Source organism: Paenibacillus sp. FSL L8-0708, assembly GCF_038009325.1.
GTDB lineage: Bacteria > Bacillota > Bacilli > Paenibacillales > Paenibacillaceae > Paenibacillus_AQ > Paenibacillus_AQ odorifer.
This window is the reverse complement of the sequence record NZ_JBBPBC010000001.1, coordinates 7338784-7356366: the sequence shown is the minus strand read 5'-3', so window position 1 is coordinate 7356366 and position 17583 is coordinate 7338784. Positions and strand designations below refer to the sequence as shown.

Here is a 17583-nt window from a genome sequence, read left to right as displayed (position 1 = left end):
ATCCGGCCATAGCGGGAATGGAAAAGAGAAACCGCCCACGGCTGTATGCATAAACGCACCACGATGATTGTCCATACTGTGCTTGTTACAAACTTAAATTACGATAGGGGGAGTTCGATTGATGAACGGGAAAAAACGCAAATTTCGTGGTGGTTTGTTGGCAATCGTGATGATGTTGAGTGTTTCTTTAATGGCGGGTTGCGGTGGCAACAATAATAACTCGGCAGCTGAAGCTACGACTGCCCCTGAAGCTTCAGCAGCTCCTGACGCAAGTGCTGTTACTGAACCGGCTGCTGATCCAGTTACAGTGAAGCTACAGCTGAAATGGGTGCCGCAGGCGCAATTCGCTGGGTATTTTGTGGCGCAGGATAAAGGATATTACAAGGAAGAAGGCTTGGATGTAGAAATTCTGCCGGGTGGGCCTGATATCGTTCCGGAACAGCAAGTGGCAGGTGGCTCCGCAGATATCGGTGTGGGTTGGGTAGCCAGCTTGCTGCCGAGTCTTGAAGAGGGAATGCCGCTGGTGCAGATCGCGCAAATCTATCAAAAGAGCGGATTGATCCTGGTCTCCAAAAAAACTGCTGGCATTAACTCAGCCGCTGATCTTAAGGGTAAAAAAGTCGGCAACTGGATGGGTGGCAACGAATTTGAACTATTAGCGTTATTCGATAAATATAAGTTCGATCCGAATAAGGACCTAAGCTTTACGAAGCAAGGGTTCACGATGGATCAGTTCTTGGCCGATCAGATCGATGCGGCCTCAGCGATGACTTATAACGAGTACCAAGTGGTGTTGGAGTCAGGTATTAAGGCTGAGGATCTGAATGTCATTGACATGAATACAGAAGGCGTTGCAATGCTTGAGGATAACTTGTTCGCGAATAAGGAATGGCTTGCGGAGAACAAAGAGACTGCGGCAAAGTTTGTGCGTGCCTCCCTGAAGGGCTGGAAAGATGCAATTACTGATCCTGCAGCCGCCGTGGACAGTGTGATGAAGCAAGCGGAAGACGGCAGTACGACGAAGGAACATCAGCTGACAATGATGACTGAGGTTGCCAAGCTGATTCTGCCTGAAGGCTTTGACAGTGCCAAAATGGGATATACCGATGCGGCGGCGTTCCAGCAAACCGCTGATATTTCACTTAAATTTGGTGTCATTAAAGAACCGGTTAAGGTAGATGAGGCTTATACGAACGAAATCGTAGAAATGGCGGCAAAATAACTAACTGAGCTTAATGTTATAGTGGATGGCCGCCTGATCTGGCGGTCATCTATTATAATCAGCAGTCCATCAGTGCATCTGAAACAGAGAAAGAGGTGCGAGCTATGTCTCTCCTAGTAACGCAGGCTGAAAGAGTTAAGAATTATGTGAATGGAGCTTGGGTAGAATCGTCGTCCGGGCGAGATGAAGAGGTTTATAATCCGGCGACAGGTGAAGTGATTGCTTATGTGCCCATTTCCAGTAAGGAAGAGCTGGGTGCGGCGGTAGAAGCGGCTGCGGCGGCATTTCAAGCGTGGAAAAGGGTCGCTGTGCCGCGTCGTGCCCGCTACTTTTTTCAATATCAACAGCTGCTGGTAAAGCATTGGCATGAGCTGGCCGAGCTGATTACGCTGGAGAATGGCAAAAGTCTGGAAGAGGCGCAAGGTGAGGTGCAGCGTGGAATTGAGTGTGTGGAATTTGCCGCAGGCATCCCCACGTTGATGATGGGCAGTCAGCTTCCGGACATTGCTACCGGTATTGAATCCGGGATGTACCGTTATCCATTGGGGGTGATCGGGGGAATTGCCCCGTTTAATTTTCCAATGATGGTTCCTTGTTGGATGTTTCCGCTTGCCATCGCTTGTGGAAATACCTTTGTGCTGAAGCCTTCTGAGCGTACGCCGCTGCTGGTTAATCGACTGGCAGAGTTATTTGCCGAAGCGGGCTTTCCTCCAGGTGTACTGAATGTGATACATGGGGCGTACGAGGTTGTGAATGGGCTGCTGGAGCATGATGAAGTGAAGGCGATTTCGTTCGTGGGTTCGCAGCCAGTTGCGGAATATGTATATAAGACAGGGACAGCGCAGGGAAAACGGGTGCAGGCGCTAGCTGGAGCCAAGAATCACTCGATTGTGCTGCCTGATGCGGAGCTGGACAATGCGGTCAAAAATATCATTGCGGCTTCCTTTGGTTCGGCAGGTGAGCGGTGTATGGCTTGCTCGGTCGTAGTGGTTCATGAGGATATCGCTGACGAGCTAGTGAACCGTCTGGCTGCGGCTGCGGATGAGCTTAAAATTGGTAATGGCGCGGATGACGGGGTGTTTTTGGGTCCGGTAATTCGCCAGTCGAATAAGGAGCGGACGCTTTATTACATTGAGACTGGTGAAGCTGAGGCAGCCAAGCTTGTGAGAGATGGGCGGAAGGATGCGGCTACGGGTGGTGCGGGTTATTTTATCGGGCCGACGATATTTGATCATGTACAGCCGGGAATGACCCTCTGGAAGGATGAAATTTTTGCGCCGGTATTGTCTGTGATTCGTGTGAAAAGTCTGAGTGAAGCGATTGCGGTAACGAATCAATCCCCATTCGCGAATGGGGCGTGTATTTATACAGATAGCGCAAAGGCGATCCGTGAATTTCGGGAAGAAATTGATGCAGGGATGTTGGGTGTGAATCTGGGTGTGCCTGCCCCCATGGCATTTTTCCCCTTCTCGGGTTATAAGAAATCGTTCTACGGAGACCTGCATGCCAATGGGCGTGATGGGGTGGAGTTCTATACGCGTAAAAAGATGATCACTGCCCGTTATTAGAGAAAATGAGCTGCTGAGAGGAGAAAATGTTATGCAGATTCTGGGGAACGATAGTGAGCTTGCGGTGAAGAAGGATCAGGAATTTTTATGGCACAACATTACGCCTTATAGTGAAAAGAATCCGCCTATGATTGCCGCCTCGGCAAGTGGGTCGTGGATTACAGATATACAGGGCAATCGATTTTTGGACGGGATGTCTGGCCTGTGGTGTGTAAATGTGGGATACGGGCGCAAGGAGCTGGCGGAAGCTGCTTACAATCAATTGCTGACCCTGCCATATTTTCCTCTGACACAAAGTCATCTCCCGGCGATTGCACTGGCGGAGAAGCTGAATGAGTGGCTCGGAGACGATTATGTGATCTTTTTTTCCAATAGTGGATCGGAAGCCAATGAGGCTGCTTTCAAAATGGCCCGCCAGTACCAGCAGCAAATCGGCCAGCATTATCGCCATAAATTCATTGCCCGTTATCGTGGGTACCATGGCAGTTCACTTGGGGCATTATCTGCAACGGGCCAGGCCCAGCGCAAATATAAATATGAACCGTTGGCGGGTGGTTTTCTGCATGTAGCTCCCCCGGACAGCTATCGCCGCCCGGCCGGGATGACTGTGGAAGAATTCAACCTCCAGTGTGCACAGTCCATAGAGGATATGATCATCTGGGAAGGCGTGGAGACGGTAGCTGCGGTGATTATGGAGCCTGTAATTACGGGTGGTGGCGTCATTGTACCGCATCAGGTTTATTTGGATCGGGTGCAGGAAATCTGCCGTAAGCACGGTGTGTTGCTCATTATGGATGAGGTGATTTGTGGATTCGGACGTTCTGGACGTAAGTTTGGTCATCACAACTTTAATGTGAAGCCTGACATCGTAACGATGGCTAAAGGACTGACTAGCGCTTATCTTCCTCTATCTGCCACTGCTGTTCGTAAGGATATCTATGAGGTATTTAAGGACAATAGCGATGACTATGGGCATTTTCGCCATGTGAATACTTTTGGTGGTAACCCTGCTTCCTGTGCGCTGGCGCTGCGTAATCTGGAAATTATCGAGCAGGAGAAGCTGGTGGAACGTGCGGATCTTTTAGGTAAAAGAATAAATACAGAATTTACTGAGCTGCTTGATCACAAGCTTGTAGGTGATGTCCGCAGCTTTGGTTTGGTGACAGGGGTTGAGCTGGTTGAAGACAAGGTCGGTAAGAAACCGGTAGATCTGAGTATTGTGAAAGGAATTATTGCCGAATGTAAGTCCAGGGGGCTTATCATCGGCAAAAATGGCGATACCGTAGCTGGGTTCAACAACGTGCTTACCTTCGCCCCGCCGTTATCCTCCACGGATGAAGATATAGAATTTATTATCGATACCTTTAAATCTGTGCTGAACGGGGGCTAGGTAAAGTGATTTTGTCTGGATATAGAAATTGGTAAGCGCGCAGGGCGACTTGAATGGAGATCCGATTCTCTGGCTGCATGAAGTCTTCACCCAGTAGCTCTGTTATTTTGTCCAGGCGATAATAAAGGGACTGTCTGACAATGAATAGGTTTCGAGCGGCAATTTGTTTGGAACCATCATGATCCAGATAAACACGAAGGGTAAGCAGCAGCTCGCTGCCTTTGGTTTGGTCGTGGTCGATTAGCGGGCCGAGATAACTGCGAATGAAGTTCTGCAACGTTTTTCCGTCATTTAAGCTCAACAGCAACTGGAATACACCCAACTCTTCATAGAAGAGTAGTGACTTCTGGTAACAGGAGTATAACGACAATGCCTGTAGGGCTTCCTGATAACCGGAATAGGCTCGTTTTAGGCGCTTATGCGATTTGCTGACTCCAATGACGAGCTGCAAATCCTTGAGCTTCTCATCGGAGCGGATGTTCTGCAGGGCTTCAAGTGCTTGTTGAAGTCGCATTTTTCCAGGCATTTTCGATTGGATATCGAGGGCGATGACGGTGAGGCGATTGTTCTTAAGGGTGATCAGCGGACGTAAAGAATACTTCTCAAAGATGGAACGCAGGATGAGCGAAAGGTGGAAGGTAATGGACTCCCATTCGTTCTCCGAGCTGTTCCATTTTACATCTCTGGGATTCTTGATCTCTATAAGGCATACACGGTAAGGGAGCTCGTTGACCACGTTGAAATTGGAGCCGATCAGGCCCTTTAAGCGGTTATCATCTTCGATGCGGCCATTGATCAGCTCGTCGACCCATAGATTTTCTGAAAAAAGCTTACGCTCCTCCATATACCGCGTCCGCAGCAGCTCTTGTGCAATGGACAAAGAGGCGGAATCCAGCAGCAGACAGTCGAACTCCTGTGGTTTGTGATTGCATACCATCAGAATGTAAGCCCAGGTCTGATCCAGCGCACCTACAGGCTTGAGCGCGATGGTCTTCTGTCCATATTCCCGGATATAGGGGGCAACGTCAGGTTGAATTCCTTCCAGCTCGTCGCCGAAGGCGGTGAAAAAATTCAGTAATGGAGCCTGCTCTTCCGGCGGAAGTGCCGGAAAAAATAAGGGTTTGCCTTGCAGCTGCATATAGACAATTTGTGTGCGGGTACTTTTGCACAATAATTGCAGCACTTTCAGCGTTCCTTGTGAAGTTAAGGTCAGGCGGTGGAATTCACGTGAGATTTTTTCAAGTTCTTGGAGCATCCGGTGATGCCGGTTAATGATAATCGAGTGAAGATCCAACGTGATATCTACGAAACGAACCGTGCGGGTGAAGATGATTAGCGGAAAGTCATGCCTGTCGGCTAAGTCGATCATCTCTTGCGGGATGGTGCTGAAATACGTACCTAACTCAATACATAGGCAAGCTGCATTTTTGTCGATCAGGTTCTGCATAAACTCCAAGGAGGAAGGGAGATCGACACTTGCACCAATCCCCGTAGTCAAAATCATTTCTTCGCCATGAATCAGAGTCTCGAAGTTGGCACTTTCCAGCACATGCACCCAGCGAATGGCACGGCTTAGGCCGCTTTTCCCGCCGATCACCTCGGCTTCTGCGAATAGTGGTCTTTTTAAAGCGTCACGAATGGTTAATACAAGCTCCCAGTCCATAGTTACTCCCCCTCGATCTTCTGCGCTCTGGCCTTCGGCTAACGCCTTGTTATTCTCAGCCTATTCTCACACGTAAAAAATACAGTTTTGAAATTAGACAAAGTGTCTAATGCAACGAAAATTCGAAATGACTATAGTTTGATTAACGGATGTCAGTATATATAACCTAGTCAGGAAGAACGTTGAGAGATAATTTCTGTTAATGCTTATATTACTACAATAAATTAAAGATGTAAGCAAAATATTCAGACAAAACTTGAAATAATGTTATATTATATAACACTAATATGAAAAATTACCCATAAGGAGGGACTAGTGATGGAGCATTCATCTCCGTTAACAGCATTTACACCTGATATGTTCATGCGCAATTTCGCCGAGGCTGAGCCGCCTCTGACCCATAAAGGTGCCTTGGATGAGTCTAATCGCTGTCTATATTGCTACGATGCCCCATGTATAAAAGCATGTCCGACCAGCATTAATATTCCCTCCTTTATCAAACGGATCGCTACTGACAATTTGAAAGGCTCGGCACAGACGATTATGGATTCCAATCCTGTGGGTGCCAGCTGTGCTCGTGTTTGTCCTACAGATGAGCTGTGTGAAGGAGCCTGTGTGTTAAATGATGCCTCGGCGCCGATCCAAATCGGACTGCTGCAGCGTTATGCGACAGATTGGGCGATGAACAGCGGAGTTCAATTATTTAAGGCTGGCACCCCTAATGGGAAAAAGGTAGCCGTAATTGGTGGTGGTCCTGCGGGATTGTCTGCGGCTAGGGAGCTCGCCCGTGAAGGTTTTGCTGTTGTGATCTACGAAGCAAAGGCGTTAGCGGGTGGGCTGGATACACATGGGATTGTATCGTTTCGGCTCCCGCAGTCTGTATCTCTTTGGGAAGTAGAGCAGGTAGAGAAGCTGGGTGTGGAAATACGTACAGGTGTAAAAGTCGGAGTGGATGTTTCTGTAGATGAGCTGAAGTCGAATTATGATGCTATCGTTTTGGCAGCGGGTATGGGATATGTGCCTCCAATAGGGATTGAAGGTGAAAAAATGGCTGGAGTTTATGACGCTATTGCGCTTGTAGAATCTACTAAGACGGGCATTCCTCTGCTAGAGCTGATGGGTCAGCGGGTCGCTGTCATTGGGGCAGGGAATACGGCTATTGATGCAGCGACTTGCTCAGTGCGGCTGGGAGCCACCAATGTGAAAATGGTCTACCGCCGGACCCGCGAAGAGATGACGGCATATGACTTTGAATATGAATTCGCGAAGCAGGAAGGTGTGGAGTTCAGCTGGCTTACCTTACCGAAACGTATCGTGGGTGATGAGCTTGGGAATGTAACCGCACTGGAATGTGTGCAGATGAAGCTGACGGAGGAGCTGGGCAAAGATGGGCGTCCAATACCTATGCCGATCGAGGGTTCTGAGTTCTTGATTCCTGTAGATGCGGTTGTAATAGCTATTGGTCAAAAGCGTCGTCTGGATCTAATAGATTCCTTAGGTCTTATGCATGACCGTGGGGTTGTTAAGGTGGATGAGGTCACCTGCCAAACCTCCGATCCGCAGATTTATGCCGCTGGGGACATTATTTTTGGTTCAGGTAAGGGTGAGGCCATGGTTGTGTCAGCGGCACAGCAGGGAAAAGATGCAGCCCATGCGATTGTTAAACAATTCTCAGGCCAGCAGGAGGTCGTTGTTAGATCAGCGGGCTGAGCGTAGAAATCAAATTGGATTTTACATGACAGGGAGGGAACATCATGGCAGATTTAAGTATTAATCTCGCAGGAATCAAATCACCGAATCCGTTCTGGCTGGCCTCCGCGCCGCCTACGAATACAGGTTATCAAGTGCAGCGGGCCTTTGAAGCAGGTTGGGGCGGTGCGGTGTGGAAGACGCTCGGCGATCCGATCATTAATACCTCATCGCGTTTTGCGGCAGTAAATTTCAATGGGCAACGGGTTGCGGGCTTTAACAATATTGAACTGATCACCGACCGTCCGCTTGAAGTTAATCTGAAGGAAATCTATGAAACGAAAAAAAGATTCCCGAATCATGCGATTATAGCCTCCCTGATGGTAGAACCATCGCAGCATAAATGGCATGAGATTGTTAAGCGGGTAGAGGATGTGGGTGTAGACGGTCTGGAGCTTAACTTTGGCTGTCCGCACGGGATGGCTGAGCGTGGAATGGGCGCTGCTTCGGGGCAGCAGCCTGATCTGGTGCAGGCACAGACCACCTGGGTAAAAGAAGTTGCAACGACCCCGGTGATTGTGAAGCTGACGCCTAATATTACGGATATCACCGTCGTTGCCCGCCATGCGGTTAAGGGTGGAGCAGACGCGATTAGTATGATCAACACGATCAACAGTCTTGCTGGTGTAGATATTCATAGCTGGAACACAATTCCGAATGTTGGGGGTCAGGGTGCACATGGCGGTTACTGCGGGCCGGCTGTGAAACCAATTGCGCTTAGTATGGTGGCCGAGTGTGCCCGTGACCGGGGAGTAGGCATTCCTATCTCCGGTATTGGAGGGATTTCGACCTGGCAGGATGTTGTTGAATTCATGCTGATGGGTGCTACGGGCATTCAAGTATGTACAGCGGTCATGCATCATGGCTTCCGGATTGTAGAGGAAATGATCGATGGCCTGAACAACTATTTGGATGACAAAGGTTTGGCTTCCGTAACAGAGTTAATCGGTAAATCGGTATCCCGTTACTCCAACTGGGGTGATCTGGATCTCAACTATAAGGTAGTTGCCCGTATTAATGAGAACAACTGCATCAACTGTAATAAATGCCATATTGCCTGCGAAGATGCTTCACATCAGTGTATTGATATGTTAACTAATGCAGATGGGAAAGCTATTCTACAGGTCCGCGAGGAAGATTGTGTAGGTTGTAATCTTTGTTCTATTGTCTGTCCAGCAGACGGCGCGATCGATATGGTTCCAGTGGATACCGGGGCAGCTCCACTGACCTGGAATCAGCGGCAGAAAGTGATCGGCAGTTTGAATGGCACCTATTCGGAAGTGGAGGTGGTGTAAGGATGAAAAAGATTATTAAAAATGGCATCATCGTTACCGCAGCAGATACTTATACAGGCGATGTGGCGATTGAAAACGGGGTTATTACGGAGATTGGCCTTCATTTGGATGCCCCTGGTGCGGAAATTATAGATGCCTCGGGGTGTTATGTTTTTCCTGGAGGCATTGATCCTCATACCCATCTGGATATGCCTTTTGGCGGCACGGTTACAGCTGATGATTTTGAGACGGGAACTATTGCGGCTGCATATGGCGGAACGACCACAGTCATTGATTTTTGCTTAACCACCAAAGGACAACCGCTACAGCAAGCCGTAGATACATGGCATCATAAGTCGCAGGATAAAGCGGTGATTGATTACAGCTTCCACCTTATGGTCTCAGAATTAAACGATAAAGTACTGGGTGAGCTTCCGGAGATAATTGAGAATGAAGGCATTACCTCGCTCAAAGTATTTATGGCTTATAAGAATACTTTTCAGGCGGATGACGGCACACTTTTTAAGACCCTTCAAGCTGCGAAAAAAGAAGGTGCACTCGTTATGGTGCATGCGGAGAATGGAGATGTCATTGAATATCTTGTTGAGCAGGCCTTGGCCGCAGGCAACACTGATCCGATCTTTCATGCGCTGACCCGCCCGCCGGAGCTGGAGGGTGAAGCTACGGGACGCGCAGCTTATCTAACCGAACTGACAGATTCTCAGCTGTATGTTGTACACGTGACCTGTGCGGAAGCTGCTTGGAAGATTGCTGAAGCGCGTAAAAAGGGACTGCGCGTCTACGGCGAGACTTGTCCACAGTATTTAGTGCTGGATCAGACGGCACTGGAAAAGCCTAATTTCGAAGGTGCTAAATACGTGTGGTCTCCGCCCCTGCGTGAGCAGTGGAATCAGGATGTTTTGTGGGATGCGTTATGGAGCGGCAGCTTGCAGACGATTGGCTCTGACCAGTGCTCGTTTGATTTCAAAGGACAAAAGGATCTGGGGCTAGGCGATTTCTCCAAAATCCCGAACGGTGGGCCGACCATTGAGGACCGGTTTACAATTCTATATTCGGAAGGTGTGCAGAAAGGCCGGATCTCATTGAACAAATTCGTAGACATTATTGCTACCTCTAGCGCCAAGCTGTTTGGCTTGTATCCGCAAAAAGGCACGGTCGCAGTAGGTAGTGACGCTGACCTGGTCATTTTTGATCCTTCTGTAGAAAGAACCCTTTCTGCGGACACGCACCATATGAACGTAGATTATAATGCGTTTGAGGGCTTTGAAGTGAAGGGAGAGCCTGTTTCTGTTCTCAGTCGAGGCGAATTTGTTATTCGTGACAAACAATTTGTCGGCAAAGCAGGTTCGGGAAAATATTTGAAACGCAAACGTTTTGCAGCGGAGGCTCCTCTTCCTTCTAAGGCAGAAATCAGCGGAGGTGTTGTCTAGTGTCTGCTTTTGCGGAATATGCCAAAGAACAGCAGGAGATTGATGGGCTGCTTTTTAAAGGATATACGATTGCCGGCATCCAAGAGGGTTTGGACGGTGCCCGAATAAAGTTTGTCAGAGGGGAGCCGGCTAAAAGCTCGGTAGAGCTGTTACTACTCACAGCGGATGCCCGTAAGTACGTGACAACCCTTGTGGTTGCGGGGCTGAAGGCGGAAGGTGAGCAGGCGGGTTGTTACAGTGGAGAGGTTTGAGGGAAATGGAATTGAAAGCTGAGTAGTGAGCCTGCGCAGGATAGGGGGGGCCTACTGCTCGGCTTTTTATTGTGCTCCTGAAAGGGGGCGAGGAAATAAATTCCCTGAAAATAGCCGATTATCATCGCGGCATACACTTTTTGGGGAAAACCTCCCTAAAAATTACTGAAATACGCCGATTTTGCTCAAATTCGCTGAATATTAGGGGAGGTTTCCCCTAATCTATTTCTGTCGCTGCTGCTCACGCTCTATATACTCATACCGTAATATGGACATGATATGCAGAGATTCAAAAAGTCCCTCAACCTTCATACAATCACGTAGAGTCCCTTCCAGTGTAAAGCCACAGCTTTCATAGACATGGCGAGCCCTGTGGTTGTGATCTCTAACATCCAACCATAGCCGATGCGTCTCGGTGTGCTGGAAGATCCAGTCGCTCACGAGACGAAGCGACAGTTTGCCATACCCAAAGCCCTTGGAATGGATGACGATTCGTTTAATACAAACGGTAAGATGAATATCTTGAAGTCCTGATACGATGATATAGCCGACTCTTTTCCCGGACCTCTCCCAAATTGTAAGATGCAGGATATCTGGATCATGGATAGCCGTAATGTGCTCCTCTTTACTCCACTGTCCGATATAGGCACGATTAAGCTCACTTTGTTCAATGGCTAGAACGAACGCTAAATCCTGCTCAGTGGTAGTTTGCAGATCCAACGTTTCTGAATGAATGATCATAACCTTATGCCCCCGTCTAATATGTATTTTTGTCTATAGTAACGAAGAATTTTCTCCCTGTCATTTAATTAGTCCCGGTTGCTCACTCTATATTGGCGGCACTGTAGGAATGAACGTAACTTCGTGTATAATTGAGACCAAGTGTTAAGAATTCCAATCGGATGAGGAGATCAGCTGGTTATGTATTTTCTTGATATTATGTCTTGGCTGACAGAGGATAATCTGCGGCATCTGCTTGAACAATATCGTTCGTTTGGGCCCTTTCCGGGCATTGCGTTAACGTTTATGAAATCATTTATACCACCACTGCCAACTATTGCGATCGTAGGGTTAAATGGGGCCGTATATGGTTTATGGTTAGGTTTTTTGTATTCTTGGATCGGTCTGGTTGCAGGCTGTGTGACTACCTTTTGGATTATCCGCAAAGTAGCCTCCCATCGTTATTTACGAAAATGGGCAGCGCGGCCCAAAGTAGCCAAAAGCATGACGTGGGTGCGGCAAAGCGGATTTAGCTATGTTTTTCTGCTTAGTATATTTCCGGTAGGGCCTTTTGTTGTGATTAATATGGCAGCGGGGCTTGCCGGGATGAGGTTCCGTTCGTATCTTCTTGCGCTCACGGTAGGCAAAGCGATTATGGTATTCGCAGTTTCATACATTGGCAACGATCTGGAACGTTTCATTCGCCAGCCGTGGGAGATTATCTATGTTCTGTTGTTTATCGGGCTGTCGTTATGGGGAGTCAAAGCCATCGAAGCGCGTTTTGCTAGAACAGCACAGGATGGGAACAAGATAGCTTAGCATAGAGTCCGAATTAACTGGAATCCCTAAATTTAAATAGAATAAAGGAGGAAATGATGATGAAATATCGTAAGCTTGGCAGTACAGGAATGAATGTCTCGGTGATTGGCCTAGGGACTTGGCAGTTTGGCGGAGAGTGGGGCAAGGATTTCACTCAGGTTGAAGTCGATGCCATGCTGGATAAGGCTGGAGAGCTGGGTATTAATCTGATTGATACGGCAGAATGTTACGGAGATCACTTGTCGGAGAAGTTCATCGGGGATTATCTGGCGCGCCGCAAACGCGAGGACTGGGTTGTAGCTACGAAATTTGGCCATCATTTTCAGGGGCATTTGCAGCGGGAACAGCTATGGCGTGCTGAGGATGTGCTTAAGCAGCTGGACGACTCCCTCCGCGCACTCCAAACAGAGTATGTTGACCTCTATCAATTCCATTCCGGAACGGATGAGCAATTCGATAATGATAAGCTGTGGAGTATGCTCGACAGACAGAAGCAAGCCGGAAAAATCCGTCATTTGGGCGTGTCGATCAGTGCATCCGGCTCGGGGGTGCACCAGACCTCTGCGGCAGCGGATGTGCAAGCAGAGGCCATACAAGTAGTATATAATCGGCTGGATCGTCAACCTGAAGAAGAGATTCTTCCGCTGTGCATCGAGCATCAATTAGGTGTGTTAGCTCGCGTTCCGTTAGCCAGTGGTTATTTGAGCGGCAAGTATAAGCCAGATGCGGTTTTTGCTCAGGGTGATGTGCGAGCTAACCATAAAGAGGATGTAAGACAAAAGCAGCTGCGCGCAGTAGCAGAAATTGCTGCTAATGAAGTGCCGTCAGGTCTGGATATGGCGCAGTGGGCTTTGGCTTGGTGTCTCCAGCATTCCGCAGTAACCAGTGTAATTCCGGGCTGCAAAAATGTAGAACAGGTCATCTCCAATGCCAGTGCTGCCGATTTGGACATGGTGAAGGGCAACGTGTGATAAGTTAGATTGTTACATGGTGAAGAGTTCTTGGAGCTTCATCTCGGGTGAATGCTGCGCGTAGATATGATTCCAGCTGTTCGTGGAAGTATCGTAAAGGTAGTCCTGCTTCCATTGCTGGACATGGGTCGCAATACTCCTTACAGCGGATACAATTCTCTCTACTTCCTGATTAGTCATAATGGGATGTAGGGAGATGCGAATCCACCCTGGTCTGAAGGATTGGTCGCCGCTCATGATCGCTCCGGCAATCTGAGCGGATTGCGTCCACCCTAATCCAAGCAGGTAATGTCCGTATGGACCTGCACAAGAGCAGCCGCCTCGAGCTTGTATGCCGAAACGGTCATTCAACAGCTGAACAGCGAGGTTGTAATGGATATCACGAAGTGTAAAAGAGACGATTCCATGACGTTCTGTATGATCTCCGGCCAGCAGCGCGCATTCCGGGATGCTGCGGAGTCCTGCCATTAATTCCTGACACAGCTCGTGTTCTCTAATCACCATATATTGACCTTTTCCATTCATCTGCTCCTTCAGCTTAACGCAAAGTGCCGTGCGAAAAGCCTGTAAAAACCCCGGTGTTCCCCCGTCTTCCCGCATCTCAATCGCATTGGTGTAGCGGCGTCCTCCCCAAGGGTTGACCCAGGCTACTGTACCTCCACCCGGTTCGTCAGGAATACGTCCATTGCTCAGTGCTTCATCAAAGATTAGAACGCCATTTGTGCCCGGCCCACCCAGAAATTTATGCGGAGAAAAAAAGATCGCATCAAGCTTCTCCAGTGGAGAAGGGGGGTGCATATTGATAGGCTCGTAGGGAGCACTGGCGGCAAAATCCACAAAGCATACGCCCCCATGACGATGCATAGTAGCCGCTAGCTTTGCGTAAGGCGTCTGAATTCCAGTCACATTAGAACAAGCTGTAAATGAACCAATCTTGAAACGGCGATTGGGGTACAGTCGCAGTTGGTCTTCAAGCTGTTGAGGGTCAATATTTCCGTCCTTTCCGGCGGGAATGGTAACGACGTCACCAAGTCCCTCCTGCCAAGGAAGAATATTGGAATGATGCTCCATATGGCTGGTGAAGATAACGGGGCGGTCTTCCAGTGCACGGTTATTATGTTCCAGTAGCCATTCCGGGAGCCTTAATCCCATGATACGCTGCAGCTTGTTCACGGCTCCTGTTGTTCCATTGCCGCAGAAGAGCAGTACATCCTGAGGGCCAGCATTTACATGGTTCTTGATGATTTGGCGAGCTTCATTATAAGCCTGCGTCATGATTAGTCCGGTGGTGTTGGAATCTGTATGTGGATTGCTGACGTAGGGACCGAAGGCTTCCTGCAACTTGCGTTCGATCGGTTCATATAAGCGCCCGCTTGCGGTCCAATCGGCATACAGAAGCGGCTGTCTGCCATAAGGGGTGTTGATTTGATGCCGAATGCCGATGGTGTGACCACGAAAAGTATCAAAATGGTCTTGTAATGAAGCGGGCGTCTCTGCAGAAGAGGCGTGGATGATGTTTAGCACGGATATTCCCTCCAGCCCGTACGCCGTCAGTGTTAAGTTAATGGGGTGTATTTTCGGCGTGCCAGTAGTTTCTATGGCAACAGTATATGCCTGCATGGGGGATTGGGTTAAAGCCTAGTCAGACTTTAAATAAATAACTGTACATCACTTTCTAAAGCATCTTTTAAATATGCCGCAGCATCGATGATTTCGACCTCTGGCAGCAGTTCCTCGGGCTTAAAGCCCATGATCTCCACAGAGAGCTTGCAGGCATAGAATTTGATGTTTTTTTTACGAGCCCCTTTTAGAAAATGAATCAGCTTCGGTGCGCCTTGTTCCTCCATCATTTCCTCCAGCATCATTCGTCCCAGCCCGCTAAAGTTCAGATGAGAGAGCGGCAGCTGCCCAGGGCCCTTCGGTGTAATAACATCCATCAGCTTCTCGTAGATACTCTTGTCCTCAAGAGTCATTTTCTCCGGATCACGCACTAAAAATAGACCCCAGAATGAAAAAAACATAGTAACCTCGACATCGATATCTCTTGCGGCATTCGCTAGGATCAGTCCAGCCATCGCTTTGTCGTATTCCCCACTGAACATTAGCAGATTGATTTTTTTGCTCACCCTGATAATCCTCCCGTTACTTTTATTAGAATGTCATTAGTATGGTTGTGAGGGGGAGAACTATGCGAAGAAGCTTTCTGAAATTATAAAAAAAAGCCCCCTTTCGGGAGCTTGAGATTTACTAATGTACTTCAGGATCTTTAGATTCTGGACCTGCATTGCGACTGATGTCGTAATAACGGGCGGACAGCCAAATAGCTCCGGTGAATAACACAATGAGTCCAAGGACGATAGAAAAGCGCCAATCGCCTGCTTTAAAATTCAACTGAAGCACCGTTAGTACTAGTGAAACTTGGGTCCAAACCAGTGTTCTTTTGCGAAAAGCCGCAATATCGCCAACCATCTTCGGGATATTCCGAATGATCAGGTAGGCAATAACTGCGAGAATAAGGGCGAAAATAGCAGTTACCGCTAATTCAGAAGAGGACAGGACATGCATAGTCTCAGCATCCTTTCGGCTTGCAAAAGTATTAGTTTCAGATCAGAACAATTTCTATTTTTTGAAGATGCCCAGCGGAGCTCCAATCGGTAAGAAGCTGCGGCCGAAATGAGCGTTTAGCACGGATGCTCCACATCCGTAAAGGGACACGATACCAATACCAAGCTCAGCACAAGCAGCTAGCTTATGGAAGAATTCTGGAGCGATCCCAAAGGAATCAAAGGTTAGTCCGATAAAGAGAAAATCTATCAATACAAAAATGATAAGCAGAACTCTATTTGCCTCAACGGCACCAATCGTCATAAAGAGTGTGAAGATCAAGTAACCCAGAAATACAAATCCGAGCTGCTTAGGATCTACAGCCTCCGCAAGCGTTGGACCAAATACGCCAAGCTTGATTAGCCAGCTGCTAGCCATGCCGAACCAAAAGAAAGCGTAGGCGCCAAAGGCGGTCATACCAAAGGTATTGTTGTGCTTAGCATCCTGAATGGCGGCGAATAGCTGCGCGAATGCTCCCAGGAAGATAGCCCAAGGAATAACGTAGCTAAGTCCTGTTGTAAATTCAAGCTTCTGTGAAGAAGCGACCAATGTGACAATAGCCAGTCCGAATAGCCCGATGGCGCTAGGGTCGGCAGTGACGATTTTGACAGATTGGGTGTTAGGGGATTGCGCTGACATGACAGTAAAAGCCTCCATTATTATATATAGTTTTACGCTCTTAAAAACAGCCCGTAAGGGGCACTGTTCATAGGCTTGCCTATCATATCATATCGGTATGTGCTTGCCTATAAAACAACACTCATTTTTTGTCGTAAAATAGGGGTCCTGCGTGAAAAAAAGGAATGGTTTACATTTTTATCTTCCATTATCAAGATACTTAACCAAACAAACGGAAGTATTATGTCAAGAATAGACATTATATGCAGTGATAATCTTCACAATCTATCGAAAATTGATGTATAATAGTCAGTGATAATTATTATCAAATCATATGAAAAAGGCGGTAAGCTTGAAGTGAACAAATGGACATTATTTACCAAGGCGACCCGGTTTTGGAGTTTTTCTGTTATGCTCATCCCGATTGTTTTGGGGACCGTTGGGGCATATGTATGGGAAGGGACATTCCATCCGGTTTTATTTATTCTTACCTTAATAGGGGCGATTTCGGCGCATTTGTTCTCCAATATGGTGAATGATCTGTGGGACTTCCGCAACGGAACCGATACAGAAGCAAAGAATTCCGCTGGTGAAATCAGCACAAACTCCGGGCTACTGACAGGTGGGATTCTCTCGGAGTCTTTTTATGCAAGGATGACTTGGAGTATGCTGGCGATTGCCCTTATCTGTGGTGGGATTCTTAGTATATATAGCGGTTGGAATATCCTCTGGTTTGTACTTGTTGGTGCTTTAATCGCTTATTTCTATGTGGCTCCGCCACTGCGTTATGGCTATCGCGGCAAAGGTTATAGTGAGATGGCCATTTTTATTGCTTTTGGGATTATGCCTGTATTAGGCTCCTATTTCGTACAAACCGGTCAGTTTAGCATGAAGCCTGTAATTCTCTCGCTGCCTGTCGGATTTTTAACTACATTATTGTTGTTTAATCACCATTTCCTACATTGGAAGGCGGATGAGCAGGCGGGTAAGCTTACGCTTGTTGTAGTATGGGGAGAACAAAAGGCACTTGTATTCTCACGGGTACTTCTTTTCACTGGCTACGCTTCGGTGATAGTCTGTGTGCTGTTGGGTGTACTTCCTGTTTACGCACTGCTGGCGCTGGTTACAGCTTTCTGGCCGCTGCGCATTTACAGTAGTCTCGAGCAACATAATGCTTCGCCGGCTTATATCCCGCTGATGGGCGCTTCACAAAAAGCCTCCGTACGCTGCGGAGTAGTAATGGCAATAACTTTATTAATTCAAGGCTTGATCTGATACTAATA

The 17583-nt window shown here is 47.9% G+C and carries 16 protein-coding genes; 10 read left to right on the top strand and 6 right to left on the bottom strand.

Going from position 1 to position 17583, the window contains the following annotated elements; all coding sequences use genetic code 11:
* Positions 1-121: 121 nt before the first annotated feature.
* From NYE58_RS34460 to NYE58_RS34450, 3 genes are all read left to right on the top strand, one after another.
* The gene (locus tag NYE58_RS34460; protein ID WP_341004095.1) at positions 122-1222 is read left to right on the top strand and encodes an ABC transporter substrate-binding protein; all 1101 of its coding nucleotides are present in this window, start codon (positions 122-124) and stop codon (positions 1220-1222) included.
* Between the two features lie 104 nt (positions 1223-1326).
* A complete protein-coding gene (locus NYE58_RS34455) occupies positions 1327-2790 on the top strand; it encodes a CoA-acylating methylmalonate-semialdehyde dehydrogenase (RefSeq protein WP_341004094.1) in 1464 nt (487 codons plus the stop codon).
* A gap of 31 nt (positions 2791-2821) precedes the next feature.
* Positions 2822-4180 (top strand): aspartate aminotransferase family protein, encoded by a 1359-nt coding sequence (locus NYE58_RS34450; RefSeq protein WP_341004093.1) that lies wholly within the window; start codon positions 2822-2824, stop codon positions 4178-4180.
* Here NYE58_RS34450 and NYE58_RS34445 read toward each other — a convergent pair.
* Complete coding sequence (locus tag NYE58_RS34445) at positions 4155-5843, bottom strand: PucR family transcriptional regulator (RefSeq protein ID WP_076181983.1); 1689 nt, start codon at positions 5841-5843, stop codon at positions 4155-4157. The genes NYE58_RS34450 and NYE58_RS34445 overlap by 26 nt on opposite strands.
* A gap of 318 nt (positions 5844-6161) precedes the next feature.
* Here NYE58_RS34445 and NYE58_RS34440 point away from each other — a divergent pair, with 318 nt between their 5' ends.
* Genes NYE58_RS34440 through NYE58_RS34425 form a run of 4 tightly spaced genes read left to right on the top strand, consistent with a single transcriptional unit; the run spans position 6162 to position 10568 of the window.
* Complete coding sequence (locus NYE58_RS34440; protein WP_076179221.1) at positions 6162-7553, top strand: NAD(P)-dependent oxidoreductase; 1392 nt, start codon at positions 6162-6164, stop codon at positions 7551-7553.
* Positions 7554-7597: 44 nt separating this feature from the next.
* Positions 7598-8887: an NAD-dependent dihydropyrimidine dehydrogenase subunit PreA gene (gene preA / locus NYE58_RS34435; protein ID WP_076276253.1), complete on the top strand. Its 1290-nt coding sequence runs from the start codon at positions 7598-7600 to the stop codon at positions 8885-8887.
* 2 nt (positions 8888-8889) lie between these two features.
* Positions 8890-10317, top strand: a complete 1428-nt coding sequence (gene hydA / locus NYE58_RS34430) for a dihydropyrimidinase (RefSeq protein WP_076276252.1) — start codon at positions 8890-8892, stop codon at positions 10315-10317.
* A complete protein-coding gene (locus tag NYE58_RS34425; protein ID WP_076219131.1) occupies positions 10317-10568 on the top strand; it encodes a hypothetical protein in 252 nt (83 codons plus the stop codon). Before hydA ends, NYE58_RS34425 begins: the two co-directional genes overlap by 1 nt.
* Positions 10569-10790: 222 nt before the next feature.
* Here NYE58_RS34425 and NYE58_RS34420 read toward each other — a convergent pair whose 3' ends face one another.
* Positions 10791-11309 (bottom strand): GNAT family N-acetyltransferase, encoded by a 519-nt coding sequence (locus NYE58_RS34420; protein ID WP_341004091.1) that lies wholly within the window; start codon positions 11307-11309, stop codon positions 10791-10793.
* Positions 11310-11489: 180 nt separating this feature from the next.
* On the opposite strand from NYE58_RS34420, the gene NYE58_RS34415 reads away from it, so the two are divergent.
* On the top strand, positions 11490-12107 hold the full coding sequence (locus NYE58_RS34415; RefSeq protein ID WP_036682051.1) for a TVP38/TMEM64 family protein: 618 nt from the start codon (positions 11490-11492) through the stop codon (positions 12105-12107).
* A gap of 59 nt (positions 12108-12166) precedes the next feature.
* Complete coding sequence (locus tag NYE58_RS34410; RefSeq protein WP_076276250.1) at positions 12167-13078, top strand: aldo/keto reductase; 912 nt, start codon at positions 12167-12169, stop codon at positions 13076-13078.
* Between the two features lie 12 nt (positions 13079-13090).
* Here the strand turns inward: NYE58_RS34410 and NYE58_RS34405 are convergent, their stop codons facing one another.
* The 4 genes from NYE58_RS34405 to NYE58_RS34390 form a co-directional block, all read right to left on the bottom strand.
* Complete coding sequence (locus tag NYE58_RS34405) at positions 13091-14602, bottom strand: aminotransferase class V-fold PLP-dependent enzyme (RefSeq protein WP_076219133.1); 1512 nt, start codon at positions 14600-14602, stop codon at positions 13091-13093.
* Between the two features lie 125 nt (positions 14603-14727).
* Positions 14728-15204: a DsrE/DsrF/DrsH-like family protein gene (locus NYE58_RS34400; protein ID WP_036682046.1), complete on the bottom strand. Its 477-nt coding sequence runs from the start codon at positions 15202-15204 to the stop codon at positions 14728-14730.
* A 121-nt stretch (positions 15205-15325) separates the two neighbouring features.
* Positions 15326-15643: a hypothetical protein gene (locus NYE58_RS34395; RefSeq protein ID WP_076124017.1), complete on the bottom strand. Its 318-nt coding sequence runs from the start codon at positions 15641-15643 to the stop codon at positions 15326-15328.
* A gap of 54 nt (positions 15644-15697) precedes the next feature.
* Positions 15698-16321 carry an acetate uptake transporter gene (locus NYE58_RS34390; RefSeq protein WP_036682044.1) on the bottom strand — a complete coding sequence of 208 codons (624 nt, stop codon included), beginning with the start codon at positions 16319-16321 and terminating at the stop codon, positions 15698-15700.
* Positions 16322-16657: 336 nt separating this feature from the next.
* Here NYE58_RS34390 and NYE58_RS34385 point away from each other — a divergent pair, with 336 nt between their 5' ends.
* Positions 16658-17575 carry a prenyltransferase gene (locus NYE58_RS34385; RefSeq protein WP_341004089.1) on the top strand — a complete coding sequence of 306 codons (918 nt, stop codon included), beginning with the start codon at positions 16658-16660 and terminating at the stop codon, positions 17573-17575.
* Positions 17576-17583 lie beyond the last annotated feature (8 nt).

Bases quoted from the DNA above. Each gene is read 5' to 3' on its own strand.
- NYE58_RS34460 (WP_341004095.1), top strand. From the start codon at position 122: ATGAACGGGAAAAAACGCAAATTTCGTGGTGGTTTGTTGGCAATCGTG.
- NYE58_RS34455 (WP_341004094.1), top strand. From the start codon at position 1,327: ATGTCTCTCCTAGTAACGCAGGCTGAAAGAGTTAAGAATTATGTGAAT.
- NYE58_RS34450 (WP_341004093.1), top strand. From the start codon at position 2,822: ATGCAGATTCTGGGGAACGATAGTGAGCTTGCGGTGAAGAAGGATCAG.
- NYE58_RS34445 (WP_076181983.1), bottom strand. From the start codon at position 5,843: ATGGACTGGGAGCTTGTATTAACCATTCGTGACGCTTTAAAAAGACCA.
- NYE58_RS34440 (WP_076179221.1), top strand. From the start codon at position 6,162: ATGGAGCATTCATCTCCGTTAACAGCATTTACACCTGATATGTTCATG.
- preA (WP_076276253.1), top strand. From the start codon at position 7,598: ATGGCAGATTTAAGTATTAATCTCGCAGGAATCAAATCACCGAATCCG.
- hydA (WP_076276252.1), top strand. From the start codon at position 8,890: ATGAAAAAGATTATTAAAAATGGCATCATCGTTACCGCAGCAGATACT.
- NYE58_RS34420 (WP_341004091.1), bottom strand. From the start codon at position 11,309: ATGATCATTCATTCAGAAACGTTGGATCTGCAAACTACCACTGAGCAG.
- NYE58_RS34415 (WP_036682051.1), top strand. From the start codon at position 11,490: ATGTATTTTCTTGATATTATGTCTTGGCTGACAGAGGATAATCTGCGG.
- NYE58_RS34410 (WP_076276250.1), top strand. From the start codon at position 12,167: ATGAAATATCGTAAGCTTGGCAGTACAGGAATGAATGTCTCGGTGATT.
- NYE58_RS34395 (WP_076124017.1), bottom strand. From the start codon at position 15,643: ATGCATGTCCTGTCCTCTTCTGAATTAGCGGTAACTGCTATTTTCGCC.
- NYE58_RS34390 (WP_036682044.1), bottom strand. From the start codon at position 16,321: ATGTCAGCGCAATCCCCTAACACCCAATCTGTCAAAATCGTCACTGCC.